Genomic DNA, 26,818 nt, shown 5'->3' with positions numbered 1-26,818 from the left:
GATTTGGCGATCACCGAGACTTTGCGCCCAAACCGAGTCATTCCGGTGCTTGGGGTGTTGGCCCTGGCACTGGTCTGGTTGCTGGACCTTGGTACTATCCAACCCAACCGTATTGTTCCGGGCACCGGCCATGGCCTACTTTCGGCCGTGGGATGGACAGGGGCAGGGCTGGTTACGGGGATTCTGTTGGCGACCATTGTGCTGTCCACATTGCCGTTACGTCGTCGCTATGAGCTCCTGCTCGGTCTGATTGGGCTTTCACTGGCAACGATGCCGCTGTTGCTGGATATGTTTGCCGCCCTCCATCTGCCCGAGGGTTCGCCCTACGCCCGCTCGTCGGTCGGGGCAGGGTTCTGGTCTCTTCTGTTCCTGCTTTCGCTGATGTTGATTGAGACCCTTGGCCGGCTCGAAGCCCGGCGTTGGCTTCAACTGATACTGCTCGTGTTTATCGGTGGGAGCTGGATTGTCCTGCTGCGTGGCGAGGGCCTGGAAAGTCTGTCGCTGGTGCGGGAGTTCAACGCTCGCCCCGACAAGTTCCAGCAAGCGCTCTGGACGCACCTGGCCCTGGCATTGGGTGCGGTCGCCATCAGTGCGGGCCTGGCGTTCGCCCTGGCGCTTAAAATGATCCGAAGCCCCGCCTGGCAGCGTCCTCTTCTGGGCGCCGTGAGTTTTCTGCAAACCATTCCAAGCCTTGCGGTATTTGGTTTGCTGATTGCGCCACTCAGTGCGCTCTCGTCAGCGCTCCCGTTTCTGCAGGATCTTGGCATCCGGGGGATTGGCTGGGCGCCAGCGCTACTGGCGTTGATCGCTTACAGTTTGCTGCCGATGGTGCGCAACACCTTTGTGGCTCTTACCGAAGTTCCCGAAAGCCTGGCCGATGCGGCGCGGGGTATGGGTATGAATGAACACCAGGTGTTTTATCAGCTCAAGCTGCCGTTGGCGCTGCCGGTGATGATTGAGGGTGTACGCATCACAACCATTCAGGCAATCGGCCTGACGGCGGTAGCCGCCCTCATCGGAGCGGGTGGTTTCGGTGGTTTTATCTTTCAGGGGCTGGGGCAGGCGGCTATGGACCTGGTGTTGCTCGGCGCCTTGCCTACGATTGCGTTGGCGCTGCTTGCCGATGCGTTACTCACGATGCTGGCGGCCAGTCTCAAGCCGACACCGGCAACGGCCTGATAGGGGAAGGAACTGGTCGGATGATTGAACTGAAAAATGTCTCCCGGCGTTTCGGCGATACCATCGCAGTGGATGGGGTTAACCTGACCATCGAAACCGGTGAAGTCTGCGTGCTGGTGGGCAGTTCCGGCTGCGGTAAATCGACCACGCTGCGCATGATCAACCGTCTTTTGCCCCACAGCGCTGGCGAGATATTGGTGGATGGTGAGGACATCACCACCATGAATCCGGAACAGCTGCGGCTGAACATGGGGTATGTGATCCAGGGTACGGGGTTGTTTCCTCACTGGACGGTGGCGCGCAACATCGCCATGGTGCCCAGGCTATTGAACTGGCCGAGGGAGCGGATCGACGCACGAGTCGACGAGTTGATGACCTTGTTGGATCTCGACCCCAGCGCCCACGCCAACAAATACCCCCAGCAATTGTCTGGCGGCCAGGCGCAACGGGTCGGTGTTGCGCGGGCATTGGCGGCGGACCCCAACATTCTGCTGATGGACGAACCTTTTGGTGCATTGGATGCCATAACGCGGGAAAACCTCCAGCTGGAAATGCTGCGGATCCAGAAGCAGGTCCGTAAAACCACTGTTTTCGTGACCCACGATATTGATGAAGCACTGAAGCTGGCCACCCGGATTGCCGTGATGGATCAGGGGCGCATCATCCAGCATGACACGCCGGAGAATATCCTCCGCCATCCAGCATCGGACTTTGTTGAAAACCTGATTGGCAAGCAGGACCGCGGTCTGAAACTGATGAGCCTGCGGCCTGTGCGAGACCTGATGGCCAATCACACTGAGCCGCGGCAGTCGGAACCCGGGGAGCATGTACTCAGGGAGGAAGACAGTGTTCGCCTGGCTCTGTCCGTGATGCTCTGGCAGGACCTGCGGCAGGTCGCGGTGTTCAATGCGCAGGGGCAGGAGACAGGTGTGATTACCCGTGAACGCATTATCCAGGAAGGCGTGTAATGCGTGTCTGGTTACCTGCCACTCTTTTGGCTTCACTGCTGATCGTGCTGAGTGCCGGCATGCCGGTGCTGGAGCCATTGTTTAACTGGGTGCAGCCGGGCAAGCAGCAGGTGATCTATGAACGGGAGAGTTTTTTATTCCTGCTTCAGAATCACCTGATGCTGGTCGTCGTATCGGCGGCCGTGGGTACGTTCGTTGCGGTGGCTGGCGGCATCTTTGTTACCCGTCCTTTTGGCCGCGATTTCCTGCCCTTGGTTGGGCAAGTGGCCTCCATTGGCCAGACCTTTCCGCCGGTGGCTGTACTTGCGTTGGCGGTACCAGTGCTTGGTTTCGGCGAGGCTCCGATTCTTCTTGCGTTGGTCCTTTATGGCTTGCTGCCCATTCTGCGTAATACCCTGGCGGGGCTGGAAGGTATCAATCCGGCTGTGCGGGAGGCCGCACTGGGTATGGGTATGTCGCCAGTGCAGGTCCTTGTGCGAGTAGAACTGCCCCTAGCCGGAAGGGTCATTCTCGCGGGTATTCGAACCTCTGTTACTATCAATATCGCGACCGCCGCTATCGGCTCAACCATTGGGGCCCGCACCCTGGGCGATCCGGTGATCGCCGGGCTGGTGAACGGCAATACCGCGTATGTGCTGCAAGGAGCGATTCTGATCGGGTTGCTTGCGCTGACAACGGATAGCCTGTTTGAAGCACTTGAACGATCCTGGGATCGTCGATTGCAATCCGTAGGAGTCTAGATGGGTAGTTATCTGCTGTTCGTAGTTATCGCTATAGCGACTGTCCTCAGCCCGGGGCCAGGCGTTATGTTGACACTGACCAACGCCATTCGGTTCGGTGTGTCCGGTGCCTTCGGCGGAATTCTGGGGATTGCCTCTGGTACTTTCATTGTTGCGGGTATTTCAGCCACAAGCCTGGGCATTGTACTGGCGACGTCAGCGACGGCATTTAGCGTCATGAAGTTTATCGGTGTCGCCTACCTGATTTATCTGGGGGTAAAACTGTGGCGGTCTCCTGTCACCGAAATTGAGGAAGCGACGACGGCAGCTCGGAGCAGGAAGCTCCAGTTTCTCGAGGGGCTGACATTGCAACTGACAAACCCGAAAGCCGTCTTTTTCTTCTTGTCGGTATTCCCGCAATTTATTGATTACTCGACTGAATTTGTCGGCCAGTTCGCCCTTTTGGTTGTGACTTACAGCGCCCTGGTTGTCGCCATCCACTTGCTGTATGCGCGCCTCGCCAGATCAGCCCGTGGCTGGCTTTCATCTGAAAAAGGGGGGCACTTGGTCAATAAACTGGGTGGGGCGACGTTTGTTGGTTTTGGGCTGGGGCTGGCAACGGCGAGCAGGTAGCGGCGAATCACTTCCAGCGCTTGTATGGGTGATTCAGTCGTTGGAAACTGCACCATTGTCTGTGGTGTAGCCATCGGTTAGATTTTCCAAATATGTCGGCGATAAAGTCAAAGAAAGTGGTAATGCCTAGTGCATGTCGAGGGGAGGAAAAGCATGGAGCAAAGTGAAACAAACTCTCAGTTCAACGCGGAATTACTTTGTCCGGCTAAGCCCGGCGAAGGCGCTCCCTGGGCCTTTATCGTTCTGCCCCGGGAGGCAAGCGAAAAGCTTCCCAGGCGGGGAAGAACAACGGTAGAGGCCAGCCTCAACGGTCATCATTTTCAGGTAACGCTCGAGCCCGATGGTCAATTGAGCCATTGGCTAAAGGTGAGCAAGGAACATCTCGAAGCCGCAGGTGTGAGCGTCGGTGATGTTGTTGATTTGGGCATCAGGCCGGTGGACCAGGAACCTGAACCAGAAGTTCCCTCGGACCTGCAAGAGGCGTTGGAAGCGGCCCCCGAGGCTCGGGTGGTTTGGAATGAGACAACCACCATCGCGCGTCTGGACTGGATTCATTGGATTGTCTCAGCCAAGCAGGCAAAAACCCGGACGAAGCGAATTAGCGATGCGTGCGACATGCTGGCCTCGGGAAAGCGGCGCGTTTGCTGCTTTGATCCTTCAGGGTATTACAGCAAAGCACTCAGTGCGCCCAAGGCGGCGGACACACAGGAGATTGGATGAGAAAACCCGTTGTATCAAGCCCCCTGCGGCGAGCTTTCCCGCTGGTCGCAATCCTTTTGCTCACCGCCTGCGATGCGCCACAACTGCTTCCGCCTGACGCCCGCCTTCCGGACGGCAGTACCTATTCCGGTGATATTCAGGATGGTTACTTTCACGGTGAAGGCGTTCAGGAATTTGCCAGTGGCATGGTCTACACCGGCCAGTTCCAGGAGGGCTACTGGCACGGCCATGGTGAGCTCGAGTCCCCGGCGGGTTGGTATTACGAGGGCGAGTTCCAGAAAGGGACGATGTCGGGACAGGGCGTAATCGAAGACGACGGCAGTCGCTACGAGGGGGAATTCCGGAACGGTGAGTTTCACGGTGAGGGGCGTTACGAAGCCGGTGGCAGTGTCTATATCGCTGAGTTTGAAGATGGCGAGCCCGTGGAGGGAAAACACGTTACAGATTACGGCACCTACGAAGGGGAGTTCCGTGACTGGTATTACCACGGGGAAGGCAGCTACGCCTTTACCGGCGAATCGGAGGATCTGGGCAGCCTCACAGGAACCTGGGAGTTTGGTGAGTTCGTCGATCAGGAAGAGTACGTCGCGGAAGCATCTGTCCCGGAAGAACCAGCGCTTTTGACTGAGACTATTCTCGTCGAAGACCGTCAGCGCCTGAACAACCAGATCGAGAGCCTGGCACCGGAACAGGCGGGGGCGGCAGATGCCTACTTCCTGGCCGTGGGTGGCGACGGCACCGAGTCGGTGTTCATGCGCGATATCCAGGTTGCCAAAACTGGCCTTCAGGCGCAGTTCGATGTGGAAAACCGCGCCATCATGCTGCTCAATCACCGGGACTATGAAACGTTTCCTCTGGCTACCCGGCCATCCATTGCCTCAGCTCTGGCGGCATTGGATGCGCAGATGAACCCGAAGGAAGACCTGCTCGTGGTTCACCTGGTCAGCCACGGCATGCAAAACGGGCAGTTGCTGTTGCAGCAACCCGGTATCGAGTTGCCGAACCTCTCGCCGCAGGATTTTGCGGAAATGCTGGAACCACTGAACGTGCGCCGAAAATTGCTGGTAATTTCGGCATGCTACTCCGGCCAATGGATAGAGCCACTCAAGGACGAAGACACACTGATCATGACCTCCGCCCGGGCAGACCGTACCTCTTTCGGCTGTGGTGATGACTCGGAGATGACCTGGTTCACCAAGGCGGTTTATCAGAGTGTGGGGCTGTCATTGGCCGACCCTGATGCCATGTTCGAGGACATCAACCAGCAGATCCGAACCTGGGAAGAAGAGATTGGTATGGAAGAATCGAATTGGTCCTATCCCCAGTCGCACGTCGGTGAGAACCTGCGGAAGTGGTTGAGCCAGATGTCTCAAACTAAGCCATAGAAAGCTAAAACACCGTGACGAGCTCGCGATGGACCCGATGATCACAGCCGCTGGCCGAGCGCTTGCAATGGGCGACCCGTTGGCCGCGCTGAACTGCGTTGCCTTGCGCGACGACGCGCCGTCGCTTGCGCTGCGTGGCATCGCCATGGCCCAGCTCGGAGAACTGGACCGGGCCAGGGTGTTGATAGGCAACGCTACCCGTGCTTTTGGTTCGCAGGAACCGTTGGCACGCGCAAAGTGCATTGTGGCCGAGGCGGAAATTGCGCTTGCTTCCCGTGATCTCGGCTGGCCATCCCGCAAGCTTGACGCAGCGCGCGAGGTGCTGGAACAGCATGGCGACCGGGTGAATGCAACGCATGCGCGCTATATCGATATCCGGCGCCGGCTGCTGATTGGTCGACTCAATGAAGCTGAGTTCGAACTAGGGGGTACGGACGTTGCCTCGTTGCCGCCGGCGTTGAGAACCATCCACGAACTCATTGTTGCCGGGATTGCTATGCGGCGCCTGGAAACCCAGGTGGCACGCGATGCGCTCCTGCAGGCCGAACGCGCCTCACAGCACGCCGGTATTCCGGCTCTTGTGGCTGAAGTCGCCAGTAAAGTTGAACTTCTGGGCTTGCCCGCCGCTCGCCTGACCAGGATGGGTAGTGAGCGTTTGCTGCTTCTGAACGAAGTAGAAGCGTTAATGGCGTCCCAGGCGTTTGTGGTCGACGGGTGCCGTTATACCGTGAAGCACAAGGAAGCCGTTGTGTTACTCGCGACGCGCCCAGTGCTGTTCGTGTTGCTTCGCATCATGGCTGAAGCCTGGCCCAAAGAAGCATCCAGAGACGAGCTGATTGCACGGGCATTTCGCATGAAACAGGCTGATGATTCCCATCGTGCACGCCTGCGGGTGGAGATCGGGCGCCTTCGTGAGTTATTGAAGCCGTTGGCAACCGTGGATGCCACGTCACGGGGTTTTGCACTGGTACCCCACGAGGCGTGCGAGGTGGCCGTCCTGGCACAGCCAGTGGAGGAAAAGTACGCGCCTATACTGGCACTGCTTTCCGATGGTGAGTCCTGGTCGAGTTCCGCCTTGGCTCTGGCGTTGAATATCGGCCAGCGCAGCGTGCAGCGGGCACTCGATACGTTAGCGACAGAAGGCAAGGTTTACTCGTTTGGCCGGGGCCGAAACCGCCGCTGGACAACGCCACCCATTGCCGGATTCGCGACAATCTTGTTACTCCCTGGTTCACTGGCCCTTGGCTAATATGGGGACGTGATTCAGTCAACCAGGAGACGACCATGAAACAGTTTAGTGCAGAGATTCTCAACGAGTACGGCCCCTTCCACGGAGCTGAGCAGATCCATGGGGTTACATTCGATGGGCAGCGCGTCTGGTTTGCATCCGGTGACAAACTGAATGCAATCGATCCGGATAGCGGCAAGCCGGTCGATTCCCTTAGTGTGCCCGCACAAGCCGGGACCGCTTTTGACGGACACCATATTTTCCAGATTGCGGACAGCCAGATTCAAAAGGTTGATCCAAAAACCGGCGAGGTACTTGGAACCATCCCTGCGCCAGACGGCTGCTCGGGGCTGGCATGGGCGGAAGGTTCTCTCTGGGTGGGGCAGTATCAGGCGTGCAAGATTCATCAGCTGGACCCGCAAACAGGGAAGGTTCTTCGTAGCATCGAATCCAACCGACATGTGACCGGTGTTACCTGGATCGACAGCGAACTTTGGCACGCCACCTGGGACGGTGACGACAATGAGATCAGGCAGATCGACCCCCAGACCGGGGACGTTCTGAAAAGCATTGCAATGCCGTCCGGCGTTGGCATATCGGGACTTGGGGCCGATGGTCGTAGTCGCTTCTTCTGCGGAGGCGGCCAGAGTGGGAAGTTGAGGGTTGTTCGTCGTCCGGATTAGCTGCCCAAACCATCCATGGACAGGTGGCTCAGTGGGGTTGTTGCAGGCGCATCCTACGCATCCTAGATGTCTCGTGATTCAAACTCCGTATTGCGCGGATCAAGTTCCTCAACCCCCAATCCTGCTTCCGGAGTGACGGTGTAGTACTGCTCCTGCTGCTCCACAGTCGGGTGTTGGCGCTTCGGCCCCGCCACCATGAACAGGATCAGCCCTCCCAGCATCAGGGCATTGCTGACGAAAAGGCCCCGCGGCCCCAGAAGGTCCATGAATAGGGAACTGATCAGCGGGCCGATGATGCTGCCAATGCCATAACTCAGTAACAGCGCTGTGCTTGCTGCGGTGATCTGGTGGGTTTCCATCAGGTCATTGGTGATGGCCACAGCGATTGGGTAGATGGCAGCACTGATGCCCATGTACAACCCGACGAATAGCACCAGGGCCACCATGCTGATGTTGCCAATAGCAGCGGCAGCCAGGCTGCACACGGCAGCGACGATGGCGGCCACCAGCATGACCCGGTATCGGTCGAAGCGGTCGCACAGTTGCCCGATGGGCCAGGCCATCAGCATGGCAGCCACGATGGCCGAAGCCATGAAGTTGGAGAGCTGCCCGAGGTTCAGGCCAATCTGATTGGCGTACACTGGCCCCATGGCATAGAAGGCACTGATGAGCAGCCCGGCGATCAGTGCGCCGAGCGTGCCCGTTGGTGACTTGTTATAGAGTTTACGTAATGACAGGCGTTCACCCTGCGAAACCGACGGTGACTCCCGGCGGGTCATTGTCAGGGGGGTGAGGGCGAGCACCACCAGGATGGTGGCCAGGGAAAAGGGAATAAAGCCCGCCGGGTCGGCGACGCGTATCAATACCTGACCCCCGGCAGTGGATAGGAAGAAGATGACCTGGTAAATGGCAAACAGGCTGGCCCGGTTACGGTTGTCGGCCTTGCTGCTGAACCAGCTTTCCATCACGATCATCAGGCCGGCCATTACGAAGCCGCCCACGGCCCGCAGGCCACCCCAGAGTCCGGCCTGGACGGCCATTGGATAAATCAGAATCGAGGCAGAAAGCACCGCGGCGAAAACCGCGAACGCGCGGATGTGTCCCACCTTTTCAATGATGCGCCCGGCATAGAGCGTGCCGGCCACAAAGCCGATGGAGTAGAACGCCAGGATCCACCCGATCACACTGGCGCTGAAGTCTTCGATGCTGAGCCTGAGCCCCAGCAGGGTCATGAGGAAAGCGTTACCCGCGATGAGCAGAATGATGCTCAGGATCAGTGACGTCAGGCTGATGATGGTTTGCCGCATCAATCGTCGGTCCCCGCTTGTCCGCTAGTCTGGATGTCCGTATAAGTTTGTGGGGTTGTGCGGAAATACTGTAGTGATGGTCTCGCTTGAATTAAAGGGGCCCATCCGATCCGTCTGTGGTGTGAATTCGTGCGCTGTTGAGAACAGCGCTTCAGAGGTGAGGTAGAAAGTTCATTGACGCCGGAACAAATCGATACCCTGCTGGAAACCATCCCCGACGCCCGTGACGGTCTCACCCGCACGGAGCGGATCATTCTCTATGTGTTACACGAAACCCAGCATGAGTTAAAAGGTCGTAACGTGCCAACGGTTATGCTCTATGGCCGGGTGGTGGAATACGTCAACATCAGCGAAGCGGAGCTCCATGTCTATCTGGACAGGTTGGGTGTGAGGGGCGGCTGAGTTGCCCCAGGTCATTGATTTTCGCCGTTCATTATTTGCGCAAACGCTAATCCACTGTTAGGTTTCTAGTCAGGGCTTCATCCTGAATTCATAGGGAGAGCGCATGGCAGACACCGTCACTGACTTGCTGGTCCGCTACTGGGCCACCGGCTTCTTCATCGTTGCCACATTGGGCCTTTGTGCCTTTATGGTGGGTGCCTCCAGCTTGCTTGGAGGGCGTAGCCGGGGTGTCAGCAAATCCCTCCCTTTTGAGTCCGGCATCGTCGGCACCGGTGATGCCAGACAACGCTTTTCCGTCAAGTTTTATCTGGTCGCGATGCTGTTCGTGATCTTCGATATCGAAGCCGTGTTCCTGTTTGCCTGGGCCATTGTCATTCCCGACGTGGGCTGGACAGGATTCTGGGGCGCGGCGGTTTTTATCCTGATTCTGCTGGCCGGTCTGCTCTATGACAGTCGTACCGGTGCCCTGGACTGGGCCCCGGAATCATCCAGCGGTAGACCTCGTAGTCCGGCAGGCTGATTCAACGCACCCGATTATGGCGCGGGCCAACGGTGATTTCGCTGTTGGGACCAGCGCCCATGGAGGCGCAGCATGTCCTACACACTGACCAGGGCGGAACCTTCGCCGGACGGTGACACGCAATACCCTGTACGGCAACAGGAACCGTCGGAAGATCCGGTGAAACGCCAGCTTGAACGCAATGTGTTCACCGGCAAGCTGAGCGACGTTCTCAATTCCGCGGTCAACTGGGGCCGCAAGAATTCCCTCTGGCCCTACAACTTCGGGCTGTCCTGCTGCTACGTGGAAATGACCACGGCCTTCACCGCGCCCCACGACATTGCCCGTTTCGGCTCCGAAGTTATCCGCGCATCGCCCCGACAGGCGGATTTCATGGTGATTGCCGGTACCTGCTTTATCAAGATGGCACCGGTGATCCAGCAACTGTACGACCAGATGCTGGAACCCAAGTGGGTAATCTCCATGGGCTCCTGCGCAAACTCCGGCGGTATGTACGATATCTACTCGGTAGTGCAGGGCGTCGACAAGTTCCTGCCAGTGGATGTGTATGTGCCCGGTTGCCCGCCCCGGCCAGAGGCCTTTCTGCAGGGGTTGCAGTTGCTGCAGGACTCCATTCAGGAGGAGCGCCGCCCGCTGTCCTGGGTGGTGGGCGATCAGGGTGTCTATCGGGCGGAGATGCCGTCCCAGCGTGAAAAATGGCGGGACCAGCGCATCCAGGCCACCGAACTGAGAACGCCGGACAAACTGTGACAAACGCAACGATGACGACAGGCACCGCTGACTTAGAGAGCCTGCTGGGCGATTTTAGAGAGGATGTACTGCATGTACAGCCCACGCTGACGGGCATGCCCGTATTCTGGGTGTCTCGTGAGAGCATCGTGGATATCCTGACCCACTTGAAGCGGCAGCCAGCGCCATTTTCCATGCTCTATGACCTGTCGGCCGTGGATGAGCGCTTGCGTGGTCACAGGAACGGTCTGCCAGAGGCTGACTTCACCGTGTTCTACCACTTGCTGTCGGTGGAGCGTAATGAAGACCTGATCCTGAAGGTTGGGCTGCCAGAGAGCGATTTGCGGGTGCCCACCGTTAGCAACGTCTTCGCCAATGCCAACTGGTACGAGCGGGAAATTCTGGACATGTTTGGCATCGCCGTCGCCGGACACCCGCATCCGGAGCGGATCCTGATGCCGCCGACCTGGACAGGCCACCCGCTGCGGAAGGATTACCCCGCCCGGGCCACCGAGTTTGACCCCTATACCCTGACTGTGGAAGGCCAGGATGCCGAACAGGAAGCCATGCGGTTCGACCCGGAAGCCTGGGGCATGCAGCGTGAACGCGACGGGGCGGAGTTTATGTTCCTCAACCTGGGGCCCAACCACCCATCCGCCCATGGAGCTTTCCGCATCGTGCTGCAACTGGACGGTGAGGAAATCGTCGATTGCGTGCCGGACATTGGCTACCACCACCGGGGCGCCGAGAAAATGGCCGAGCGCCAGTCGTGGCACAGCTTTATTCCCTACACCGATCGCATTGATTACACCGGTGGCGTGATGAACAACCTGCCTTATGTGCTGGCCGCAGAAAAACTGGCCGGTATTGAGGTGCCGGACAGGGTGAAGGTGATTCGGGTGATGATGGCCGAGATGTTCCGCATCACCAGCCATCTGCTATTCCTCGGGACGTACCTGCAGGATCTGGGGGCCATGACGCCGGTGTTCTACACCTTCAGCGACCGGCAGCGGGGCTACGAGGTGATCGAAGGCATTACCGGTTTTCGCATGCACCCGGCCTGGTACCGCATTGGCGGTGTGATGCAGGACCTGCCACAGGGTTGGGAAAAATTGGTGCAGGGCTTTCTGGACTGGATGCCTGCACGCCTGAAGGAATACGAGCGGGCGATGATGGAAAACGCCATCGTGCGCGAGCGGACCCGCCATGTGGCGGCCTTCAATACAGCCGAGGCACTGGAGTGGGGGGTGACCGGGCCTAACCTGCGGGCCACCGGCTGCGATTTTGATTTGCGTAAGCAGCGGCCTTACTCCGGTTATGAACAGTTCGATTTTGAGGTGCCGCTGGGCCACAACGGGGATGTGTTCGATCGGGGACAGTTGCGTATCGACGAAATGCGCCAGAGCCTTCGAATCATCCAGCAGTGCGTCAACAATATGCCCACGGGTGACTACAAGGCAGATCATCCGCTGACGACGCCGCCACCCCGGGAACGCATGCTCCAGCACATTGAAACCCTCATTACCCACTTCCTGCAGGTGTCCTGGGGGCCGGTGCTGGAACCCAATGAATCCCTGCAGATGATTGAGGCCACCAAGGGCATCAACAGTTATTACCTGACCAGTGACGGCAACACCATGAGCTACCGTACCCGCATCCGCACCCCGAGCTTCCCGCACCTGCAGCAGATACCGGCGGTGATGCGTGGAGGCTTCGTGCCGGACCTGATCGCCCACCTGGGCAGTATCGACTTCGTGATGGCAGACGTGGACCGCTGATGATGGCAACAACACCGCAGACACATCGGCTTATCGGCACCGACGGATTCGAACTTGATCCCGCGGACGAGGCCGCGATGCTGGGAGAAGTGGGGCACTACGAGCAGCCTCAGGCCGCGTGCATTGAGGCCCTGAAAATCGTCCAGCGCCGATACGGCTGGGTGCCGGATGGTGCCATTGGCGCCATTGCAAAGGTGCTTGGTATCGGCCCCGCGGCGGTAGAGGGCGTGGCGACCTTCTACAGCCTGATTTTTCGACAGCCGGTGGGTCGGCATGTGGTGCTGGTCTGTGACAGCAGTTCCTGTTTTCTGAGTGGTTTCGACGAATTGAAACAGGCGTTGGCGAGCCATCTTGGAATCGACTATGGCCAGACCACAGAAGACGGCCGGTTCACCCTGCTGCCGGTCTGCTGCCTGGGTGCCTGCGATGGCGCGCCGGCGCTGATGATTGACGATGATACCTATGGCCCGGTGTCGCCGGACGACCTGCCGGGCCTGCTGGAGGGTTACCCATGAGCGAGTCCATTTCCAGCCAGCGAACATCCGTGCGTTATCGCAGCCGGCTGTTGCAACCGGAGGCGGACCGTCATCCGGATACCCATCCGCTGACCTGGCGGCTGCGGGACGACGGCGAAGTGATCTGGCTTGACGAATACCTGCGCAAGGAAGGCTACCAGTCGGTTCGCAAGGCGCTGGACAACGGCGACCCTCAGGCCATCATCGCCACCATGAAAGACGCCAATGTACGAGGTCGCGGGGGTGCGGGCTTTTCTGCCGGGCTCAAGTGGAGCCTGACCCTGCAGGGCGGCGACATGCCCCGGGGCTACCTGATCTGCAATGCGGACGAAATGGAACCAGGCACCTTCAAGGACCGCCTGCTGATGGAGCAACAGCCTCACCTGCTGATCGAAGGCATGATTCTGGGGGCTTTGGCCAACAATTCCTTTTACGGCTACATCTTTCTACGCGGTGAATACGTGGAGGCAGCGCGAGTTCTGAACCGAGCTCTGGACGAAGCCAGGGAGGCCGGTTGGCTGGGCGCCAACATTAATGGCAGCGGCTTTGATTTCGACATTGCCGTGCATACCGGCGCAGGGCGGTACATCTGTGGCGAGGAAACCGCGCTGATCAATTCGCTGGAAGGCAAACGGGCCAACCCCCGTGCCAAGCCGCCGTTCCCGGGCCAGTCCGGGGCCTGGGGCAAACCCTCGGTGGTGAACAATGTGGAAACCCTGTGCAACGTGCCGGCGGTGATCCTCAAGGGTGCGGACTGGTATCAGGCACTATCCGGTGATCGCACTGACGACGGTGGCAGCAAACTCTATGGCGTGTCCGGCCCGGTGGAGAAGCCCGGCCTGTGGGAATTGCCCATGGGGACAACCGGCGCAGAAATCCTTGAGCGGGCTGGGGGTATGCGTGGCAACCGATCACTCAAGGCCTGGCTGCCAGGCGGCGCCAGCACCGGGTTTCTGTTGCCGGAGCATCTCGAGCTGCCGCTGGATTTCGACACCGTGGGCAAGGAAGGCAGTCGTCTGGGGACGGGGTTGCTGACGGTGGTACCTCAGGAACAGAGCATGGTGGCGCTGATGCGCAACCTGGAGGAATTTTTTGCGCGGGAATCCTGTGGCTGGTGCACCCCCTGCCGGGACGGGCTGCCGTGGACGGTCAAACTGCTGTGGGCACTGGAACTGGGGCAGGGTGAAACTGGCGATATCGAACTACTGGACAAGCTGGCGGCGGACTGCGGCCCAGGGCTGACCTTCTGCGCCCATGCTCCCGGCGCCGCCATGCCGTTACAGACGGCCCTCAAACACTTCCGGCAGGAGTTTGAGCAGGGCGTCAGCAAACCCAGGGGTAAGGCCCATCAGGACCCGATTCCGGTGGGAGAAATCTGAGCGAAAGTCATCGAAGGATAGGCAGGCAACATGGCGACGATTCACGTGGATGGACAACGCTATACGGTCAATGGAGCCCACAACCTGCTCCAGGCGTGTCTGTCCCTCGGCCTGGATATTCCCTATTTTTGCTGGCACCCGGCCATGGGCAGTGTGGGTGCCTGCCGCCAGTGCGCGGTCAAACAGTATAAGGACAAGGACGACGACAAGGGCATGGTGGTGATGTCCTGCATGACGCCAGCCGCGGATCAGACCCGCATTGATATCGACGATGAGGAAGCCAAAGCCTTCCGCGCCAGTGTGGTGGAGTGGCTGATGATCAACCATCCCCACGACTGCCCGGTGTGCGAGGAGGGCGGGCATTGTCACCTGCAGGACATGACGGTGATGACCGGCCATGATCGCCGCCGTTACCGGTTCCGCAAGCGCACGCGCCGGAACCAGTATCTGGGGCCGTTCATTGCCCATGAGATGAACCGGTGCATTACCTGTTACCGCTGTGTGCGTTTTTACAACGACTACGCTGGTGGTACCGACCTGGGGGCCTTTGGTGCCAAGGATAATGTCTATTTCGGTCGCTACGAAGAAGGCATTCTGGAAAGCCCCTTCGCCGGCAATCTTACGGAAGTATGCCCCACCGGCGTGTTCACGGATCAGAGCCATTCCGAACGTTACACCCGCAAGTGGGATCTGCAGTTTGCGCCCGGCATCTGCCACCAGTGTTCAATGGGTTGCAACATCAGCCCGGGGGAGCGGTACGGAGAGTTGCGCCGTATTGAAAATCGCTACCACGGTGAGGTGAACGGGTATTTCCTCTGTGACCGGGGCCGGTTCGGCTACGGTTACGTCAACCGGGCAGATCGGCCGCGACTGCCGGAATGTCGGGAATCGTCAGGCAGTGATCCGGTCAGCCTCGAAGTGGACACCGCTCTGGCCCGTATCAGCGACGCTCTGCGCCATTCCCGCCGGGTGATCGGCATCGGCTCGCCACGGGCCAGCCTGGAGAGTAATCACCAGTTGCAGGCATTGGTCGGCGTGGAAAACTTTTCCACCGGCATTGAGTCGCGGGAACAGGCCTGCCTTGACCTGATGAATCATCTGCAACGCCATACCGGCCTGCCAACGCCCACGCCCCGCGAGATGGAAGATCACGACGCCGTGTTGGTTCTGGGCGAAGACCCGGTCCAGAGCGCCGGTCGTCTGGGCTTGAGCCTTCGTCAGGCCGCGCTGTCGCGTCGTGAGGCACTGGGCGAGACCATTGGTGTGCCCGCCTGGAATGCTGAAGCCCTCAAAACCCTGGCGCAGGATCGTTACCACCCGCTGTTTATCGCCTGGCCCACCGCTACAGACCTCGATGATGTGGCTGCGGCTCGCTATGCCATGAGTCCCGATGAGATTGCCAACCTTGGCTTTGCGGTGGCCCATCGGATCGACCCGGCAGCCCCGCCAGTGGAAGGGCTTTCTGAGGCCATGGCTGAGGCTGCTGAAACCATTGCCACTGCTTTAATGGCGGCGGAGCGCCCTTTGGTGGTGAGTGGTGGATCGCTGGCCTCCGAACCGGTACTGGAAGCGGCCGGTAATGTGGCCCGAGCATTGTCCCGGCGTGCCAAACGGGGCGGGCTGGCACTGATACGGCGCGAGGCCAACAGCACGGGCTTGTCCCTGATGGGCGGCCAACCACTGGACTGGGCGCTGGAGGAACTGACCAATGGCCACGCGGATGCCGTGGTGGTGCTGGAAAACGACCTGTACCAACGAGTGCCCCGGAAAACGGTGGATGCAGCGCTGGCGCCGGCAGAGATCTGCGTGGTGCTTGATCATCAACGCACGGCAACGGCCGAGCGCGCCAACTTCCTGCTGTCCGCGGCCAGTTTCGCGGAGGCGGACGGTACGCTGGTTAACCTGGAGGGCCGGGCACAACGCTTCTTCCAGGTATATGACCCAAGTTACATGCGGCCGGAAAGCCGTATTCATGAAAGCTGGCGCTGGTTGCACGCACTGGCGGTGAACCTGCAAGGCGAGAAGGCCGGTGATATCACCCTGGATACCGTCATTGCGGCGTGTGTCGAGGCTCATCCAGAGCTGGGCGGTATGGAGGAAGCCGCTCCCGCCTCACACTACCGCATTGATGGCCTGCAGCTGGCGCGGGAGCCCCACCGGTACAGTGGCCGTACCTCCATGCGGGCGAACCAGAGCGTCAGCGAACCACGGGTGCCGCAGGACCCGGATTCCGCGTTTGCCTATTCCATGGAGGGCTACAGCGGTTATCACGAACCCCGGCAGCAGGTGCCCTTTGCCTGGGCGCCCGGCTGGAACTCGCCTCAGGCCTGGAACAAGTTTACCGACGAAGTAGGCGGGCATTTGCGCGGCGGTGACCCCGGCGTGCGTTTGATGTGTCCGGTCCCGGGGCAGGGCCATTACAGCCGACCGCCTCAACGTGCCGAGGGCGTCGAAAGCGTCGAAAGTGGAGAACGCTCGCCAGCTTTACGGGCCCTGATTCTGCCGCGGCTGTTTGGTGGCGAAGAGACGTCCTCATTGGCCGTGCCCATTCAGGAGCGTACGCAAACGCCCAGTGTCACCCTGAGCATGGATGACGCTGAACACTTGTCGATCCGGGGCGGTGACACGGTGACCCTCTTTGGGGAAACGCTATTGGTGGTTCAGAAGGATGGCTGGCCCAAAGGCTGGATCGGTCTTCCGGCCGGGCTGTTTGCCGGACTGCTTCCGGGAGAGCCAGTCGCACTGGATAACTCCGTCGGAGGTGAACCATGACCTGGTGGACTCCGCAACTGGCTGCCATTGCTTGGGGGATGTTCCAGGCCCTGGTGATCCTGCTGGGTGCTGTGCTGCTGGGTGCAGTGCTCACGGTAGTGGAGCGTCGCCTGCTGGGGCTCTGGCAGGACCGTTACGGGCCCAATCGGGTCGGGCCGTTTGGCACGCTGCAATTGGTGGCGGACATGATCAAGATCTTCTTCAAGGAGGACTGGATACCGCCATTCGCCGACCGGCCGCTGTTCGTCCTGGCGCCGGTGATTGCCTTTGCCTCATTGCTGCTGTCGTTTGTCATTATCCCGATCACCCCCGGTTGGGGCGTGGCGGACATGCACATTGGCCTGCTGTTTTTCCTGGCCATGGCTGGGGTCAACGTATACGCGGTGTTGCTCGGGGGCTGGTCCAGCGGCAACAAATACGCGCTGCTGGGCGCCATGCGCGCCACGGCCCAGACGCTGTCCTACGAAGTGTTCATGGGGCTGTCGCTGATGGGGGTAGTGGCCCTGGCCGGGTCGTTCAAACTGCGGGACATTGTCAACGCCCAGGAAGGTTTCTGGTTCATCATTCCCCAGTTCTTCGGTTTTGCCACCTTCCTGATCGCCGGTATAGCCGTCACGCACCGCCACCCGTTCGACCAGCCGGAAGCGGAACAGGAACTGGCCGACGGGTACCACATTGAATACTCCGGCATGAAATTCGGCCTGTTTTTCATCGGCGAATACGTCGGCATGGTGCTGGTGTCGGCGCTGATCGTCACGCTGTTCTTTGGCGGCTGGCACGGCCCGTGGCTGCCACCAATCCTGTGGTTCGCGCTCAAGACCGGCTTCTTCCTGATGCTGTTTATCCTGCTGCGGGCATCGTTGCCCCGGCCCCGCTATGACCGGGTGATGAGTTTTGGCTGGAAGGTGTGCTTACCGCTAACACTAATCAACTTACTGGCGACGGGGGCGGTGATGCTCCTGGTGGCTGAATAAGGGAGGACTTATGGAAAGAGAAAAGGTCCCGATCATCAAACACATGCTCTGGCTGTTGCCGGCCACCTGGTCGCAATTGCGCACCCTGGGCATGGTGTTCATGCACAGTTTTCGCAAGCGGGAGACAGTGAACTACCCGGAACAACAGGTCTATCTGCCACCGCGCTACCGCGGCCGCATTGTGCTGACCCGCGATCCGGACGGCGAAGAGCGTTGCGTGGCTTGTAACCTGTGTGCGGTGGCCTGCCCGGTGGATTGCATCTCGCTGCAGAAGGGGGAGCAGGAAGACGGCCGCTGGTACCCGGAGTTCTTCCGCATCAACTTCTCCCGCTGCATCTTTTGTGGCATGTGCGAGGAAGCCTGCCCGACGTCGGCCATCCAGCTGACGCCGGACTTCGAGATGGGCGAGTATGATCGCCAGCAACTGGTGTACGAGAAAGAGGATCTGCTGATCAATGGTCCCGGTAAAGACCATGACTACCACTTCTACAAGGTAGCGGGCATGGCCATCGGTGGTAAGGACAAGGGGCAGGCCCAGAACGAGGAGGCGCCGGAGGATGTGCGCACGTTGTTACCCTGATAGTCACCGCAATAGCGACCGTAAGCCGGAGGAGGCAATCTGATGGAGCTGGCCTTCTATGTCAGCGGACTGGTGGCGGTGCTGGCGACCATTGGCGTGATCACCGGCACCAGCCCGGTTCATGCGGTGGTGTATCTGATCGTGTCGCTGATCGCCGTGGCACTGGTGTTCTTCGCTCTGGGAGCACCGTTTGCCGGTGCCCTGGAAATCATCGTGTATGCCGGGGCGATCATGGTGTTGTTTGTGTTCGTGGTGATGATGCTGAACCTGCGGTCGGATGCAGAGCGGGAACCGTCCTGGCGGAATCCTCGCCATTGGGCAGGGCCGTCGTTGCTAACGTTGCTGCTTCTGGGTGCCCTGGCGGCCCTGATCGGTCAGGGTGGCATGGAGCAGATGATCGATGGTGAGCTGCTGACCGCACGAGCCGTGGCCCTGACCCTGTTCGGGCCCTGGTTGATGGTGGTGGAGCTGGCCGCCATTCTCCTGCTGGCGGCCCTGGTGACAGCGTCCCATGTGGGCCGGCGATCAAATCCTTTGCGAAAGCAGACGACATTGGACAACCGCAACCAGGGAGGCAACTCATGACGGGAGTTCCCATGGAGCATGGGCTGATCCTGGCCGCCATTCTGTTCAGCCTGGGGTTGCTGGGGCTGATGCTGCGTCGCAGCATGTTGTTTGTGCTGATGAGCCTGGAAGTCATGCTCAACTCGGCGGCGCTGGCGTTCGTGGTGGGGGCCACGGCCTGGAACCAGCCGGACGGCCAGGCCATGTTCCTGCTGGTCATTACACTGGCGGCGGCGGAAGCCAGTGTTGGGCTGGCGCTGATGATCCAGCTTTACCAGCGGTTCCGCTCCCTGAATCTGGATGCCGTTAGCAGGATGCGTGGATGATGGCGATGGCAGTGATTCTTTCGTTTCTGTTGCCTCTGGCGGGCACACTGATCCTGGCGTTCAGCGGCGGACGCATGGGCGCGTTGGCCAGTTCCGTCGTGGGCGTCGGTAGTGTGGGGCTGGCGGCGCTGGCCACGGCCTGGGCGACAATGGCTCACTCAGGCGGCAGTGAAGGGATAACCCTTTGGACCTGGATTGCCGTCGGGGATTTCCAGCCCACCATCGGCCTGGCAGTGGATGGCCTGGCGCTGGTGATGATGTCAGTGATTACCGGTGTGGGTTTCCTGATTCATCTGTTCGCCGCCTGGTACATGACCGGTGAGGAAGGCATTACCCGCTTCTACGCCTGGATGAACCTGTTTGTGTTCAGCATGATGCTGCTGGTGCTGGGAGACAACCTGCTGTTGTTGTTCCTCGGCTGGGAGGGTGTCGGTTTCTGCAGCTATGGCCTGATCGGCTATTACTACCGGGGCAGCGCCAATGGCTGGGCGGCTTTCAAGGCGTTCGTGGTGACACGCATTGGCGACGTGTTTCTGGCGCTGGGGCTGTTCCTGATCTTCATGGAACTGGGCACACTCGATATCCAACAATTGCTGGCCCTGGCTCCGCAGCAGTGGCAGGAAGGCAGTACCACCGCCAACCTGGCGACGTTACTGGTACTTGTTGGTGCCCTCGGCAAGTCGGCTCAGGTGCCACTGCATACCTGGTTGCCCGACGCCATGGCTGGCCCCACGCCGGTGTCTGCGCTGATCCACGCGGCGACCATGGTTACGGCGGGCGTGTACCTGATTGCCCGGCTCAATGGCCTGTTCCTGCTGGCCCCGGATGTGCTCCTGCTGGTCGGCGTGATCGGGGCAGTGTCTCTGCTGCTGGCGGCTTTTGCGGCTCTGGCCCAGACCGATATCAAGCGCGTGCTGGCCTACTCCACCATGAGCCAGATTGGCTACATGTTCGTGGCGTTGGGGGTAGGCGCGTTCGATGCCGCGATCTTCCATCTGGTGACCCACGCCTTCTTCAAGGCACTGCTGTTCCTGTCAGCCGGGGCAGTGATCATCAGTTGCCACCACGAACAGGACATGCGGCGGCTTGGCGGGCTTTGGCGCAAGCTGCCCGTGGCTTATGGTGGCTTCCTCGTGGGCGGTGCGGCGCTGGTGGCATTGCCACTGGTGTCGGCTGGCTTTTTCAGCAAGGACGAAATCCTGTGGCAGGCAATGGCGGCTGACCAGACCGGACTGCTGATTGTTGGATTGCTGGGTGCGGTGTTGACCGGCATCTATACGGTTCGGCTGATCCTCGGCACCTTCCATGGCGAGCCCGGAAGCGACCACGCCCGCCATCCGGAACCCGGCACCAACCCACTGACTCATCACCTGCCGTTGATGGTGCTGGCGGTGCTGTCCACCTTTATCGGCGCCTGGCTCTATCCGGGCCTTGGCGGACTCTTCCCGGACGCACCCGGAGAAGCAGCGGAAACCGGCCATACCCTGCTGCAGGTACTTGCCATGGGTGCCGCTATTGCGGGTTTGCTGTTGGCAGCATGGCTGTTCCTTTGGCGGCGTGACTGGCTTGCAAAACAGGTCGGGCAGGGCATAGGCGCCCGCCTGTGGACACTCTGGCACCATGCGTGGGGTTTTGACGCCCTGTTTGACCGGGTGCTGGTGCAGCCTTGGCAGTGGATGGTGAAGGTTCTGAGGGTGGATCTGGTGAACCTGGTGATGAATCTGCCAGCGCTATTGGCGCGTGCGCTTAACGCCGGGCTGGTGAAAAGCCAGAACGGTCGCGTGCGCAGCTACGCCCTGGTCATGGTGTTGGGCGCCACAATCATTCTGCTGGCTCTGGCGGTGTTGCCGGGAGGGCTAGCATGATCCTGGTGTGGTTGATCCTGATCCCGTTTGTGGGTGGGCTGCTGTGCTGGCAGGCGGACCGTTGGGGCGACAGGGCGCCTCGCTGGATAGCGCTGGCCACCATGTTGTTTGTACTGGTTATCAGCCTGGTGCTCTGGGTAACCGGTGATTTTGCGTTGCCGGGTGAGGTCACCAGGCATTGGCTGCTGGAATGGAGAACGTCCTGGATCCCGCGTTTTGGTATTGAGATTCATCTGGCGATGGACGGCCTGTCGCTGATCCTGGTGGCGTTGACCGGGTTCCTCGGTGCATTGGCCGTGCTCTGTTCCTGGCACGAGATTGACCACCGTGTGGGCTTTTTCCACCTGAACCTGCTGTTCATCCTCGGTGGTGTTGTGGGCGTATTCCTGGCGCTGGACCTGTTCCTGTTCTTCCTGTTCTGGGAAATGATGCTGGTGCCGATGTACTTCCTGATTGCGCTCTGGGGGCACAGCGGCTCGGCGGGGCAGACCCGGATTCGAGCCGCTACCCGATTCTTCATCTACACCCAGGCCAGTGGCCTGCTCATGCTGGTGGCGATACTCTCACTGGTGTTCGTGCATTACGCCAACACCGGCGAACTGTCCTTCAGCTACGACACCTTGCTGGATACCGAGGTCCCGGAGGCGCTGGCGCCGTGGCTGATGCTGGGCTTCTTTGTGGCCTTTGCCGTGAAGCTGCCGGTGGTCCCATTCCATGGCTGGCTTCCGGATGCCCATGCCCAGGCGCCGACCGCCGGCAGTGTCGATCTGGCCGGTATCCTGTTGAAAACCGCCGCCTACGGCATCCTGCGGTTTGCGCTGCCGCTGTTCCCGGAAGAGTCCCAGGCGTTTGCGCCTGTCGCCATGACACTCGGGCTGGTGGGCATTATCTATGGTGCTGTACTGGCGTGTGGACAGCAGGACATCAAGCGCCTGATCGCCTATACCAGTATCTCCCACATGGGCTTCGTGCTGATTGCCTTGTATTCAGGCTCGGAACTGGCGATTCAGGGTGCGATCATCCTCATGGTGGCCCATGCCTTCTCCAGTGCCGGGCTGTTTATTCTCAGCGGCCAACTGTATGAGCGCATTCACACCCGTGACATGCGGATCATGGGCGGCTTATGGGGTCGAATCCCGGTGCTGCCCGGTTTTACCCTGTGTTTCGTTGCCGCCTCCCTGGGTATGCCTGCCACCGCCAATTTCGTGGGTGAATTCATGGTGCTGTTTGGCACCTTCCCCAGCGCGCCGGTCGTGGTGGTGATTGCCAGCTTGGGGCTGGTGCTGGCGGCGATATACTCCCTGCTGCTGATGCAGCGGGTGCATTATGGCCCGGAATACCGCCAGGGCGCCCTGAGAGGGCCGGACGCGAGAGAATACGGCATGATGTTGGTGCTGCTTGTGCTGACGGTGATGGTGGGGCTCTATCCTCAGCCAATACTCGACATTACCGCCCCGATAGCGGGCCCGGCTGCCGAGCTGTTTGAGCAAGCCGGGGCAGAACTGGCCAGCCGCGCAGGGGAGGTGAACTGATGCTGACCCTGGCAAATCTGGTTGCACTCATACCACTGATCGTCGTTGGTGCCACCGCGGTGATCGTCATGCTTGGCGTAGCCTGGCAGCGGCACCATGGTGCCACGGCGTTGGTTTCGGCCGTTGGGCTGGTATTGGCTCTGGCCTGCGTGCCTGTGGCCTCCACAGCATTGTCATCGCCGCCACTGATGACTATGGATGGGCTGGCGTTAATGGGCAGCGTGCTGGTGCTCCTGTGTGCGCTGGTCACGGTCGCCCTGAGTCATCATTACCTCACCGGTTACATCGGCCCCAAGGAAGAGTTTTACCTGTTGCTCTTGTGTGCGGTGACCGGGGCACTGGGGCTGGTGGCCAGCGACCATCTGGCGACCCTGTTCATCAGCCTGGAGCTGCTGTCGATGCCCCTCTACGGCATGTTGGCCTATAGCTTTCGGGCAGAACGGTCTCTGGAAGCCGGCATCAAGTACCTGGTTCTGTCTGCGGCCGCGACGGCGTTCCTGTTGTTTGGCATGGCGTTGATCTATGCCCGTACCGGGCATCTCGACCTGGCGGGCCTGGCGACGGGGCTGGCAAACACCTCCGATGCGTGGACGCTGGCTGGGGCTGTGTTGATGCTGGTGGGGCTTGGTTTCAAGCTCTCCATTGTTCCCTTTCATCTCTGGACGCCGGACGTATACCAGGGTGGGCCTGCGCCGGCCACCATTTTCCTCGCCACGGTCAGCAAGTTGGCGGTGTTCGTGCTGTTACTGCGTCTGGTGACCGTTGCGCCGGTGTTTAACAGCGACTGGTTGAACACGCTGATAACACTGCTGGCCCTGATCACCATGTTGTGGGGCAACCTGTTGGCGTTGTTCCAATCCAACCTGAAGCGACTGCTTGGCTATTCCTCCATTGCCCATTTTGGCTACCTGATGGTGGCTATCGTTGCAGGTGGGGCACTGGCAGTAGAAACCGTGGGGGTTTATCTGGTGACCTACCTTGTCACCACACTGGCAGCCTTCGGCGTGGTTACCCAGCTGTCCAGCCCATTCAGTGGTGAAGATGCCGCCGGACTGCACTATTACCGTGGGCTGTTCTGGCGCCGTCCATGGCTGGCAGCCGTGATGACCGTGAGCTTCCTGTCCCTGGCTGGCATCCCGCTCACGGCGGGGTTTATCGGCAAGTTCTATGTATTGGCACTGGGGGTTGCTGAAAACCGCTGGTGGCTGGTGGGCGGTATCGTCGCAGGCAGTGCCATTGGCCTGTTCTACTACCTGAGAGTGATGGTGACCCTGTACCTGCCGGAACCCGGCATGCGCCGGATGGACGCCACCAACGACTGGGGTAACCGCATTGGTGGGCTGACGCTGCTGGTCGTGGCCGTGTTGATCCTGGTGCTGGGTGTTTATCCCTCGCCAATGATCCAGTGGGTGGCCGGGCTGTCGACAGCTGCGTTCTGACCTCCGGTTTTGGCCGGATCAGTGATCGTCAATGGCCTAATTATCGTTAATGACCTAATTATCGTTAATGACTTCGTGCTCGAACCGGCCAAGAACCACCATGATGATCAGCGCCAGCGCCGTGACCATGCCGGCCAGGGCGAGGTTGCCGATGCCGCACGCAACGCCAACTGCGCCCGCTGTCCAGATGGATGCACCAGTGGTAATACCCTGAATACTGCCACGGCTCTGAATAATGCTGCCAGCACCCAGAAAACCGATGCCGCCGATGACGCCCTCAACGATCCGCGTGGGATCGATTCGTGCCGAGGGGTCGCCTTCGGCAGTGGCGAACAGGATATGAATCCCCATCATAATGAAGGCCGAGGCCCCCAATGACACTAGCATGTGGGAGCGCAGGCCTGCGGCTTTGCCTCTCAATTCCCTTTCCAGCCCCAGTAACAGGGCCAGCCCAGCCGCGGCCAAAAGTCGGAACAACATATCCATCAGGGGGATTTCACTGTCGAACATCGTGTGTCTCCTTTGTTGTTATTAAGCGATGAATGAGTGAATGGGGCGTCTATTTTCCTAGCAGTTCACCGACCGGGCGTAAATTAACGACATGGTCGCACAATGACTTGACGATCATCAGGATTGGAGTGGCAACCACGAGGCCTACGGGTCCCCAGAGCCAGCCCCAGAACAGCAGGCCGATAAAGATGGCAACCGCGTTGAGGCTGGAGATATGGCTGGTGAGCCAGGGCGTCAGCAGATAGCCCTGAACGCTGGTGATGGCCAGCGACGTGCCGGCAACAATGATCGACATCTCCAATTCGCCAAACTGGATAAAGGCGGCCACACCTGTACCCATAAGCACCAGGAACGGACCCAGGTACGGCACGGCACTGGCGACGCCTGCCAAAACACCCCAAAAGCCGGCCTGTTCAACGCCCAGTGCCAAAAACGCCAGCCAGGTCAGCACGCCCACAAATACGGCACCTACAAACATCACAAACAGGAACTGTCGTACGCTGCGATGGAACTCGTTCATGATTCGGGCGGCTTTACGCATTCGTGCGAAGGATGGCCCGGATATTTTGACGATCTTGCGTCTGTACAGCGAGCCAATGGCGAGCACGAAATACACCAGCAACAACGCCGAGAAGCACTGGGAAATCAGCACCAGCGCTGCCGGGGAACCCTGAAGTACGTAATCTTTGATCTCGAGGGGTTCGTCCACCACGCGCACGGGCGTTGCACCCGATCGGGAGGCGTCTTCGTTGCCCTGATCGGGGCTGGCGGTGGCTTCAATTTTCTTTGCGGCGGATTGCGCTTTTTCCATCATGCTTTCCCCGTCCTTGGGGCGGCTGGCTTCATTCTGCTGAAACTGTTCGATGGCCACCGGTATCTTGTCCAGCATAGCCATGGCTTCCTGCTTCAGGGGAATACTGGCTCCGGCAATGATACCGATAAGCAGAATCAACACCACAGCCGCCGCCAGGGGGCGGGGTACTCTCAACCGATTGATTGTGGCGACAAGGGGTTCGAGGGCGTAGCTGATTAACACCGCCACCACCAGTGGCAAAAGAACCGCCTGGGCCCAGTCAATAAAATAAAGGGTTGCGATACTTGTGAGTGTGATAAGCGACATGCTGCGCATGTTGATGGCGTCAATCAGCGCCTGACTGTTCTGGGAGTTGTTGTCTGCTCCCGACTCCTCACGCTTTGTCTTATCGCCGTTCTCCATGGGATATTGCCTCCGTGTCTAATCGGTAAAACCGTTGCAGCGCTTCGTAGACTTCCGGCTGTTCCGCTTTCAGGTGCTCCGGTTGTTGGTAAAAGGCTTCCGTCAGCACTGCAAAAAACTCGGCGGGTTCGGTGGCGCCGTATGGGTCCAGCCAGGGCTTCTGGTGATGTTGAAGCGACTGTCTCAAGTGTTCATAGGCCTGAGTCATCGTTTCCTGCCAATGTCTTGCCTGTTCGCCGCTAAGTGGCGGAGCGCCGTCCGCAGTGCCGTCCAGATAGTCCAGCTGGTGGGCGAATTCGTGAAGAATGACGTTGTGGTGCCCAGCAGGATTGACGGCACCTTCCTCGCACTGTGTCCAGGCCAGAACCACCTGTCCATAACTTGAGGCTTCGCCGGCGCGAATCTCGTTACTCTCGCTCACCACCAGGCCATCATGCTCAATATCCCTGACACGATAGGCATCCGGATAGACCAGGATACTGCGGATGTCGTCGAAGTCGGAATAGCTGCGGTTCATGATGAGCAGGCAGGCATGTCCCGCGATGGTCAGGCGTACGGTGTCGTCCACCTCGAACCCATCGCAGCCGTAAAAGGATTTCTCCGCCAGGAACAACTGTACATGCTGTTCCAGTTGTCGTTTCAGCTTGGCCGGCAACCCGGGGAATAGGGGCACCTGGGACTCGAGCGTCGCGCGCCAGTTCTCCGGAAAGGGAGTTTGAAGCTGTCTCTCGCGACGCCAGTTGCGGTAGAAAAACAGATAGAAAACCGAGGCGGCAATCACGGAAATCGCGCAGAGAGTGTAGATCAGCATGGGCAAGATTCCGGGGCCGTGTGGTGATTTGACATTTTAGTTCAGTTTGCTAATTAATTAGGTGTTGGGTAGCAACATTCCCAC

Annotated in this window: 26 protein-coding genes; 22 read left to right on the top strand and 4 right to left on the bottom strand. The window is 59.6% G+C overall.

What is annotated here, in order from left to right:
* Positions 1–3 precede the first annotated feature (3 nt).
* From JJO78_RS05895 to JJO78_RS05860, 8 genes are all read left to right on the top strand, one after another.
* Complete coding sequence (locus JJO78_RS05895) at positions 4–1,179, top strand: ABC transporter permease (protein ID WP_075195913.1); 1,176 nt, start codon at positions 4–6, stop codon at positions 1,177–1,179.
* 20 nt (positions 1,180–1,199) lie between these two features.
* Positions 1,200–2,147 (top strand): ABC transporter ATP-binding protein, encoded by a 948-nt coding sequence (locus JJO78_RS05890; RefSeq protein WP_075195912.1) that lies wholly within the window; start codon positions 1,200–1,202, stop codon positions 2,145–2,147.
* The gene (locus tag JJO78_RS05885) at positions 2,147–2,887 is read left to right on the top strand and encodes an ABC transporter permease (RefSeq protein WP_075195911.1); all 741 of its coding nucleotides are present in this window, start codon (positions 2,147–2,149) and stop codon (positions 2,885–2,887) included. Before JJO78_RS05890 ends, JJO78_RS05885 begins: the two co-directional genes overlap by 1 nt.
* Positions 2,888–3,499 carry a LysE family translocator gene (locus JJO78_RS05880; RefSeq protein ID WP_075195910.1) on the top strand — a complete coding sequence of 204 codons (612 nt, stop codon included), beginning with the start codon at positions 2,888–2,890 and terminating at the stop codon, positions 3,497–3,499.
* Between the two features lie 153 nt (positions 3,500–3,652).
* Positions 3,653–4,219: a YdeI/OmpD-associated family protein gene (locus JJO78_RS05875; RefSeq protein WP_085681410.1), complete on the top strand. Its 567-nt coding sequence runs from the start codon at positions 3,653–3,655 to the stop codon at positions 4,217–4,219.
* Positions 4,216–5,604: a C13 family peptidase gene (locus JJO78_RS05870; RefSeq protein WP_273623090.1), complete on the top strand. Its 1,389-nt coding sequence runs from the start codon at positions 4,216–4,218 to the stop codon at positions 5,602–5,604. Before JJO78_RS05875 ends, JJO78_RS05870 begins: the two co-directional genes overlap by 4 nt.
* A gap of 28 nt (positions 5,605–5,632) precedes the next feature.
* Positions 5,633–6,853: a helix-turn-helix domain-containing protein gene (locus JJO78_RS05865; protein WP_091641727.1), complete on the top strand. Its 1,221-nt coding sequence runs from the start codon at positions 5,633–5,635 to the stop codon at positions 6,851–6,853.
* 35 nt (positions 6,854–6,888) lie between these two features.
* Positions 6,889–7,515: a Vgb family protein gene (locus JJO78_RS05860; RefSeq protein ID WP_036204389.1), complete on the top strand. Its 627-nt coding sequence runs from the start codon at positions 6,889–6,891 to the stop codon at positions 7,513–7,515.
* A gap of 62 nt (positions 7,516–7,577) precedes the next feature.
* Here the strand turns inward: JJO78_RS05860 and JJO78_RS05855 are convergent, their stop codons facing one another.
* Positions 7,578–8,822 carry an MFS transporter gene (locus JJO78_RS05855; protein ID WP_075195907.1) on the bottom strand — a complete coding sequence of 415 codons (1,245 nt, stop codon included), beginning with the start codon at positions 8,820–8,822 and terminating at the stop codon, positions 7,578–7,580.
* 174 nt (positions 8,823–8,996) lie between these two features.
* On the opposite strand from JJO78_RS05855, the gene JJO78_RS05850 reads away from it, so the two are divergent.
* The 14 genes from JJO78_RS05850 (at position 8,997) to nuoN (ending at position 24,197) form a co-directional block, all read left to right on the top strand.
* Positions 8,997–9,224, top strand: a complete 228-nt coding sequence (locus JJO78_RS05850) for a hypothetical protein (RefSeq protein WP_075195906.1) — start codon at positions 8,997–8,999, stop codon at positions 9,222–9,224.
* Between the two features lie 103 nt (positions 9,225–9,327).
* A complete protein-coding gene (gene ndhC, locus JJO78_RS05845) occupies positions 9,328–9,744 on the top strand; it encodes an NADH-quinone oxidoreductase subunit A (RefSeq protein WP_041335332.1) in 417 nt (138 codons plus the stop codon).
* Positions 9,745–9,816: 72 nt separating this feature from the next.
* Positions 9,817–10,494 carry a NuoB/complex I 20 kDa subunit family protein gene (locus tag JJO78_RS05840; protein WP_075195905.1) on the top strand — a complete coding sequence of 226 codons (678 nt, stop codon included), beginning with the start codon at positions 9,817–9,819 and terminating at the stop codon, positions 10,492–10,494.
* 11 nt (positions 10,495–10,505) lie between these two features.
* Positions 10,506–12,251: an NADH-quinone oxidoreductase subunit C/D gene (gene nuoC / locus JJO78_RS05835; protein ID WP_075195904.1), complete on the top strand. Its 1,746-nt coding sequence runs from the start codon at positions 10,506–10,508 to the stop codon at positions 12,249–12,251.
* Positions 12,251–12,766: an NADH-quinone oxidoreductase subunit NuoE gene (gene nuoE, locus JJO78_RS05830; RefSeq protein ID WP_075195903.1), complete on the top strand. Its 516-nt coding sequence runs from the start codon at positions 12,251–12,253 to the stop codon at positions 12,764–12,766. Before nuoC ends, nuoE begins: the two co-directional genes overlap by 1 nt.
* Positions 12,763–14,145 carry an NADH-quinone oxidoreductase subunit NuoF gene (gene nuoF, locus JJO78_RS05825; RefSeq protein ID WP_075195902.1) on the top strand — a complete coding sequence of 461 codons (1,383 nt, stop codon included), beginning with the start codon at positions 12,763–12,765 and terminating at the stop codon, positions 14,143–14,145. Before nuoE ends, nuoF begins: the two co-directional genes overlap by 4 nt.
* A 30-nt stretch (positions 14,146–14,175) precedes the next feature.
* Entirely contained in the window at positions 14,176–16,917 is a 2,742-nt protein-coding gene (gene nuoG, locus JJO78_RS05820; protein WP_075195901.1) for an NADH-quinone oxidoreductase subunit NuoG, read from the top strand.
* The gene (gene nuoH, locus JJO78_RS05815) at positions 16,914–17,891 is read left to right on the top strand and encodes an NADH-quinone oxidoreductase subunit NuoH (RefSeq protein ID WP_075195900.1); all 978 of its coding nucleotides are present in this window, start codon (positions 16,914–16,916) and stop codon (positions 17,889–17,891) included. Before nuoG ends, nuoH begins: the two co-directional genes overlap by 4 nt.
* Before the next feature lie 31 nt (positions 17,892–17,922).
* The gene (nuoI, locus tag JJO78_RS05810) at positions 17,923–18,471 is read left to right on the top strand and encodes an NADH-quinone oxidoreductase subunit NuoI (RefSeq protein WP_036205735.1); all 549 of its coding nucleotides are present in this window, start codon (positions 17,923–17,925) and stop codon (positions 18,469–18,471) included.
* A 42-nt stretch (positions 18,472–18,513) separates the two neighbouring features.
* A complete protein-coding gene (gene nuoJ, locus JJO78_RS05805; protein ID WP_075195899.1) occupies positions 18,514–19,056 on the top strand; it encodes an NADH-quinone oxidoreductase subunit J in 543 nt (180 codons plus the stop codon).
* Positions 19,053–19,361: an NADH-quinone oxidoreductase subunit NuoK gene (gene nuoK, locus JJO78_RS05800; protein ID WP_075195898.1), complete on the top strand. Its 309-nt coding sequence runs from the start codon at positions 19,053–19,055 to the stop codon at positions 19,359–19,361. Before nuoJ ends, nuoK begins: the two co-directional genes overlap by 4 nt.
* On the top strand, positions 19,358–21,226 hold the full coding sequence (gene nuoL / locus JJO78_RS05795; protein ID WP_075195897.1) for an NADH-quinone oxidoreductase subunit L: 1,869 nt from the start codon (positions 19,358–19,360) through the stop codon (positions 21,224–21,226). The genes nuoK and nuoL overlap by 4 nt, the downstream gene beginning before the upstream one ends.
* Complete coding sequence (nuoM, locus tag JJO78_RS05790) at positions 21,223–22,758, top strand: NADH-quinone oxidoreductase subunit M (protein ID WP_075195896.1); 1,536 nt, start codon at positions 21,223–21,225, stop codon at positions 22,756–22,758. The genes nuoL and nuoM overlap by 4 nt, the downstream gene beginning before the upstream one ends.
* Positions 22,758–24,197, top strand: a complete 1,440-nt coding sequence (gene nuoN / locus JJO78_RS05785) for an NADH-quinone oxidoreductase subunit NuoN (protein ID WP_075195895.1) — start codon at positions 22,758–22,760, stop codon at positions 24,195–24,197. Before nuoM ends, nuoN begins: the two co-directional genes overlap by 1 nt.
* A gap of 54 nt (positions 24,198–24,251) precedes the next feature.
* On the opposite strand, the gene JJO78_RS05780 is transcribed toward nuoN, so the two are convergent.
* From JJO78_RS05780 to JJO78_RS05770, 3 genes are read right to left on the bottom strand one after another with little or no spacing between them, the layout of a single operon-like run.
* The gene (locus tag JJO78_RS05780) at positions 24,252–24,707 is read right to left on the bottom strand and encodes an MgtC/SapB family protein (RefSeq protein WP_075195894.1); all 456 of its coding nucleotides are present in this window, start codon (positions 24,705–24,707) and stop codon (positions 24,252–24,254) included.
* Between the two features lie 49 nt (positions 24,708–24,756).
* Positions 24,757–25,923, bottom strand: a complete 1,167-nt coding sequence (locus JJO78_RS05775) for an AI-2E family transporter (protein ID WP_036204413.1) — start codon at positions 25,921–25,923, stop codon at positions 24,757–24,759.
* Positions 25,907–26,734 (bottom strand): zinc-dependent peptidase, encoded by an 828-nt coding sequence (locus JJO78_RS05770; RefSeq protein ID WP_273623084.1) that lies wholly within the window; start codon positions 26,732–26,734, stop codon positions 25,907–25,909. Before JJO78_RS05770 ends, JJO78_RS05775 begins: the two co-directional genes overlap by 17 nt.
* Positions 26,735–26,818: the final 84 nt, after the last annotated feature.

This window comes from Marinobacter sp. DS40M6 (assembly GCF_028581595.1).
In the GTDB taxonomy this organism is placed as follows: Bacteria; Pseudomonadota; Gammaproteobacteria; order Pseudomonadales; family Oleiphilaceae; genus Marinobacter; species Marinobacter salarius.
The sequence above is the reverse complement of the archived record's forward strand: the minus strand, read 5'-3'. Positions and strand labels throughout refer to the sequence as shown.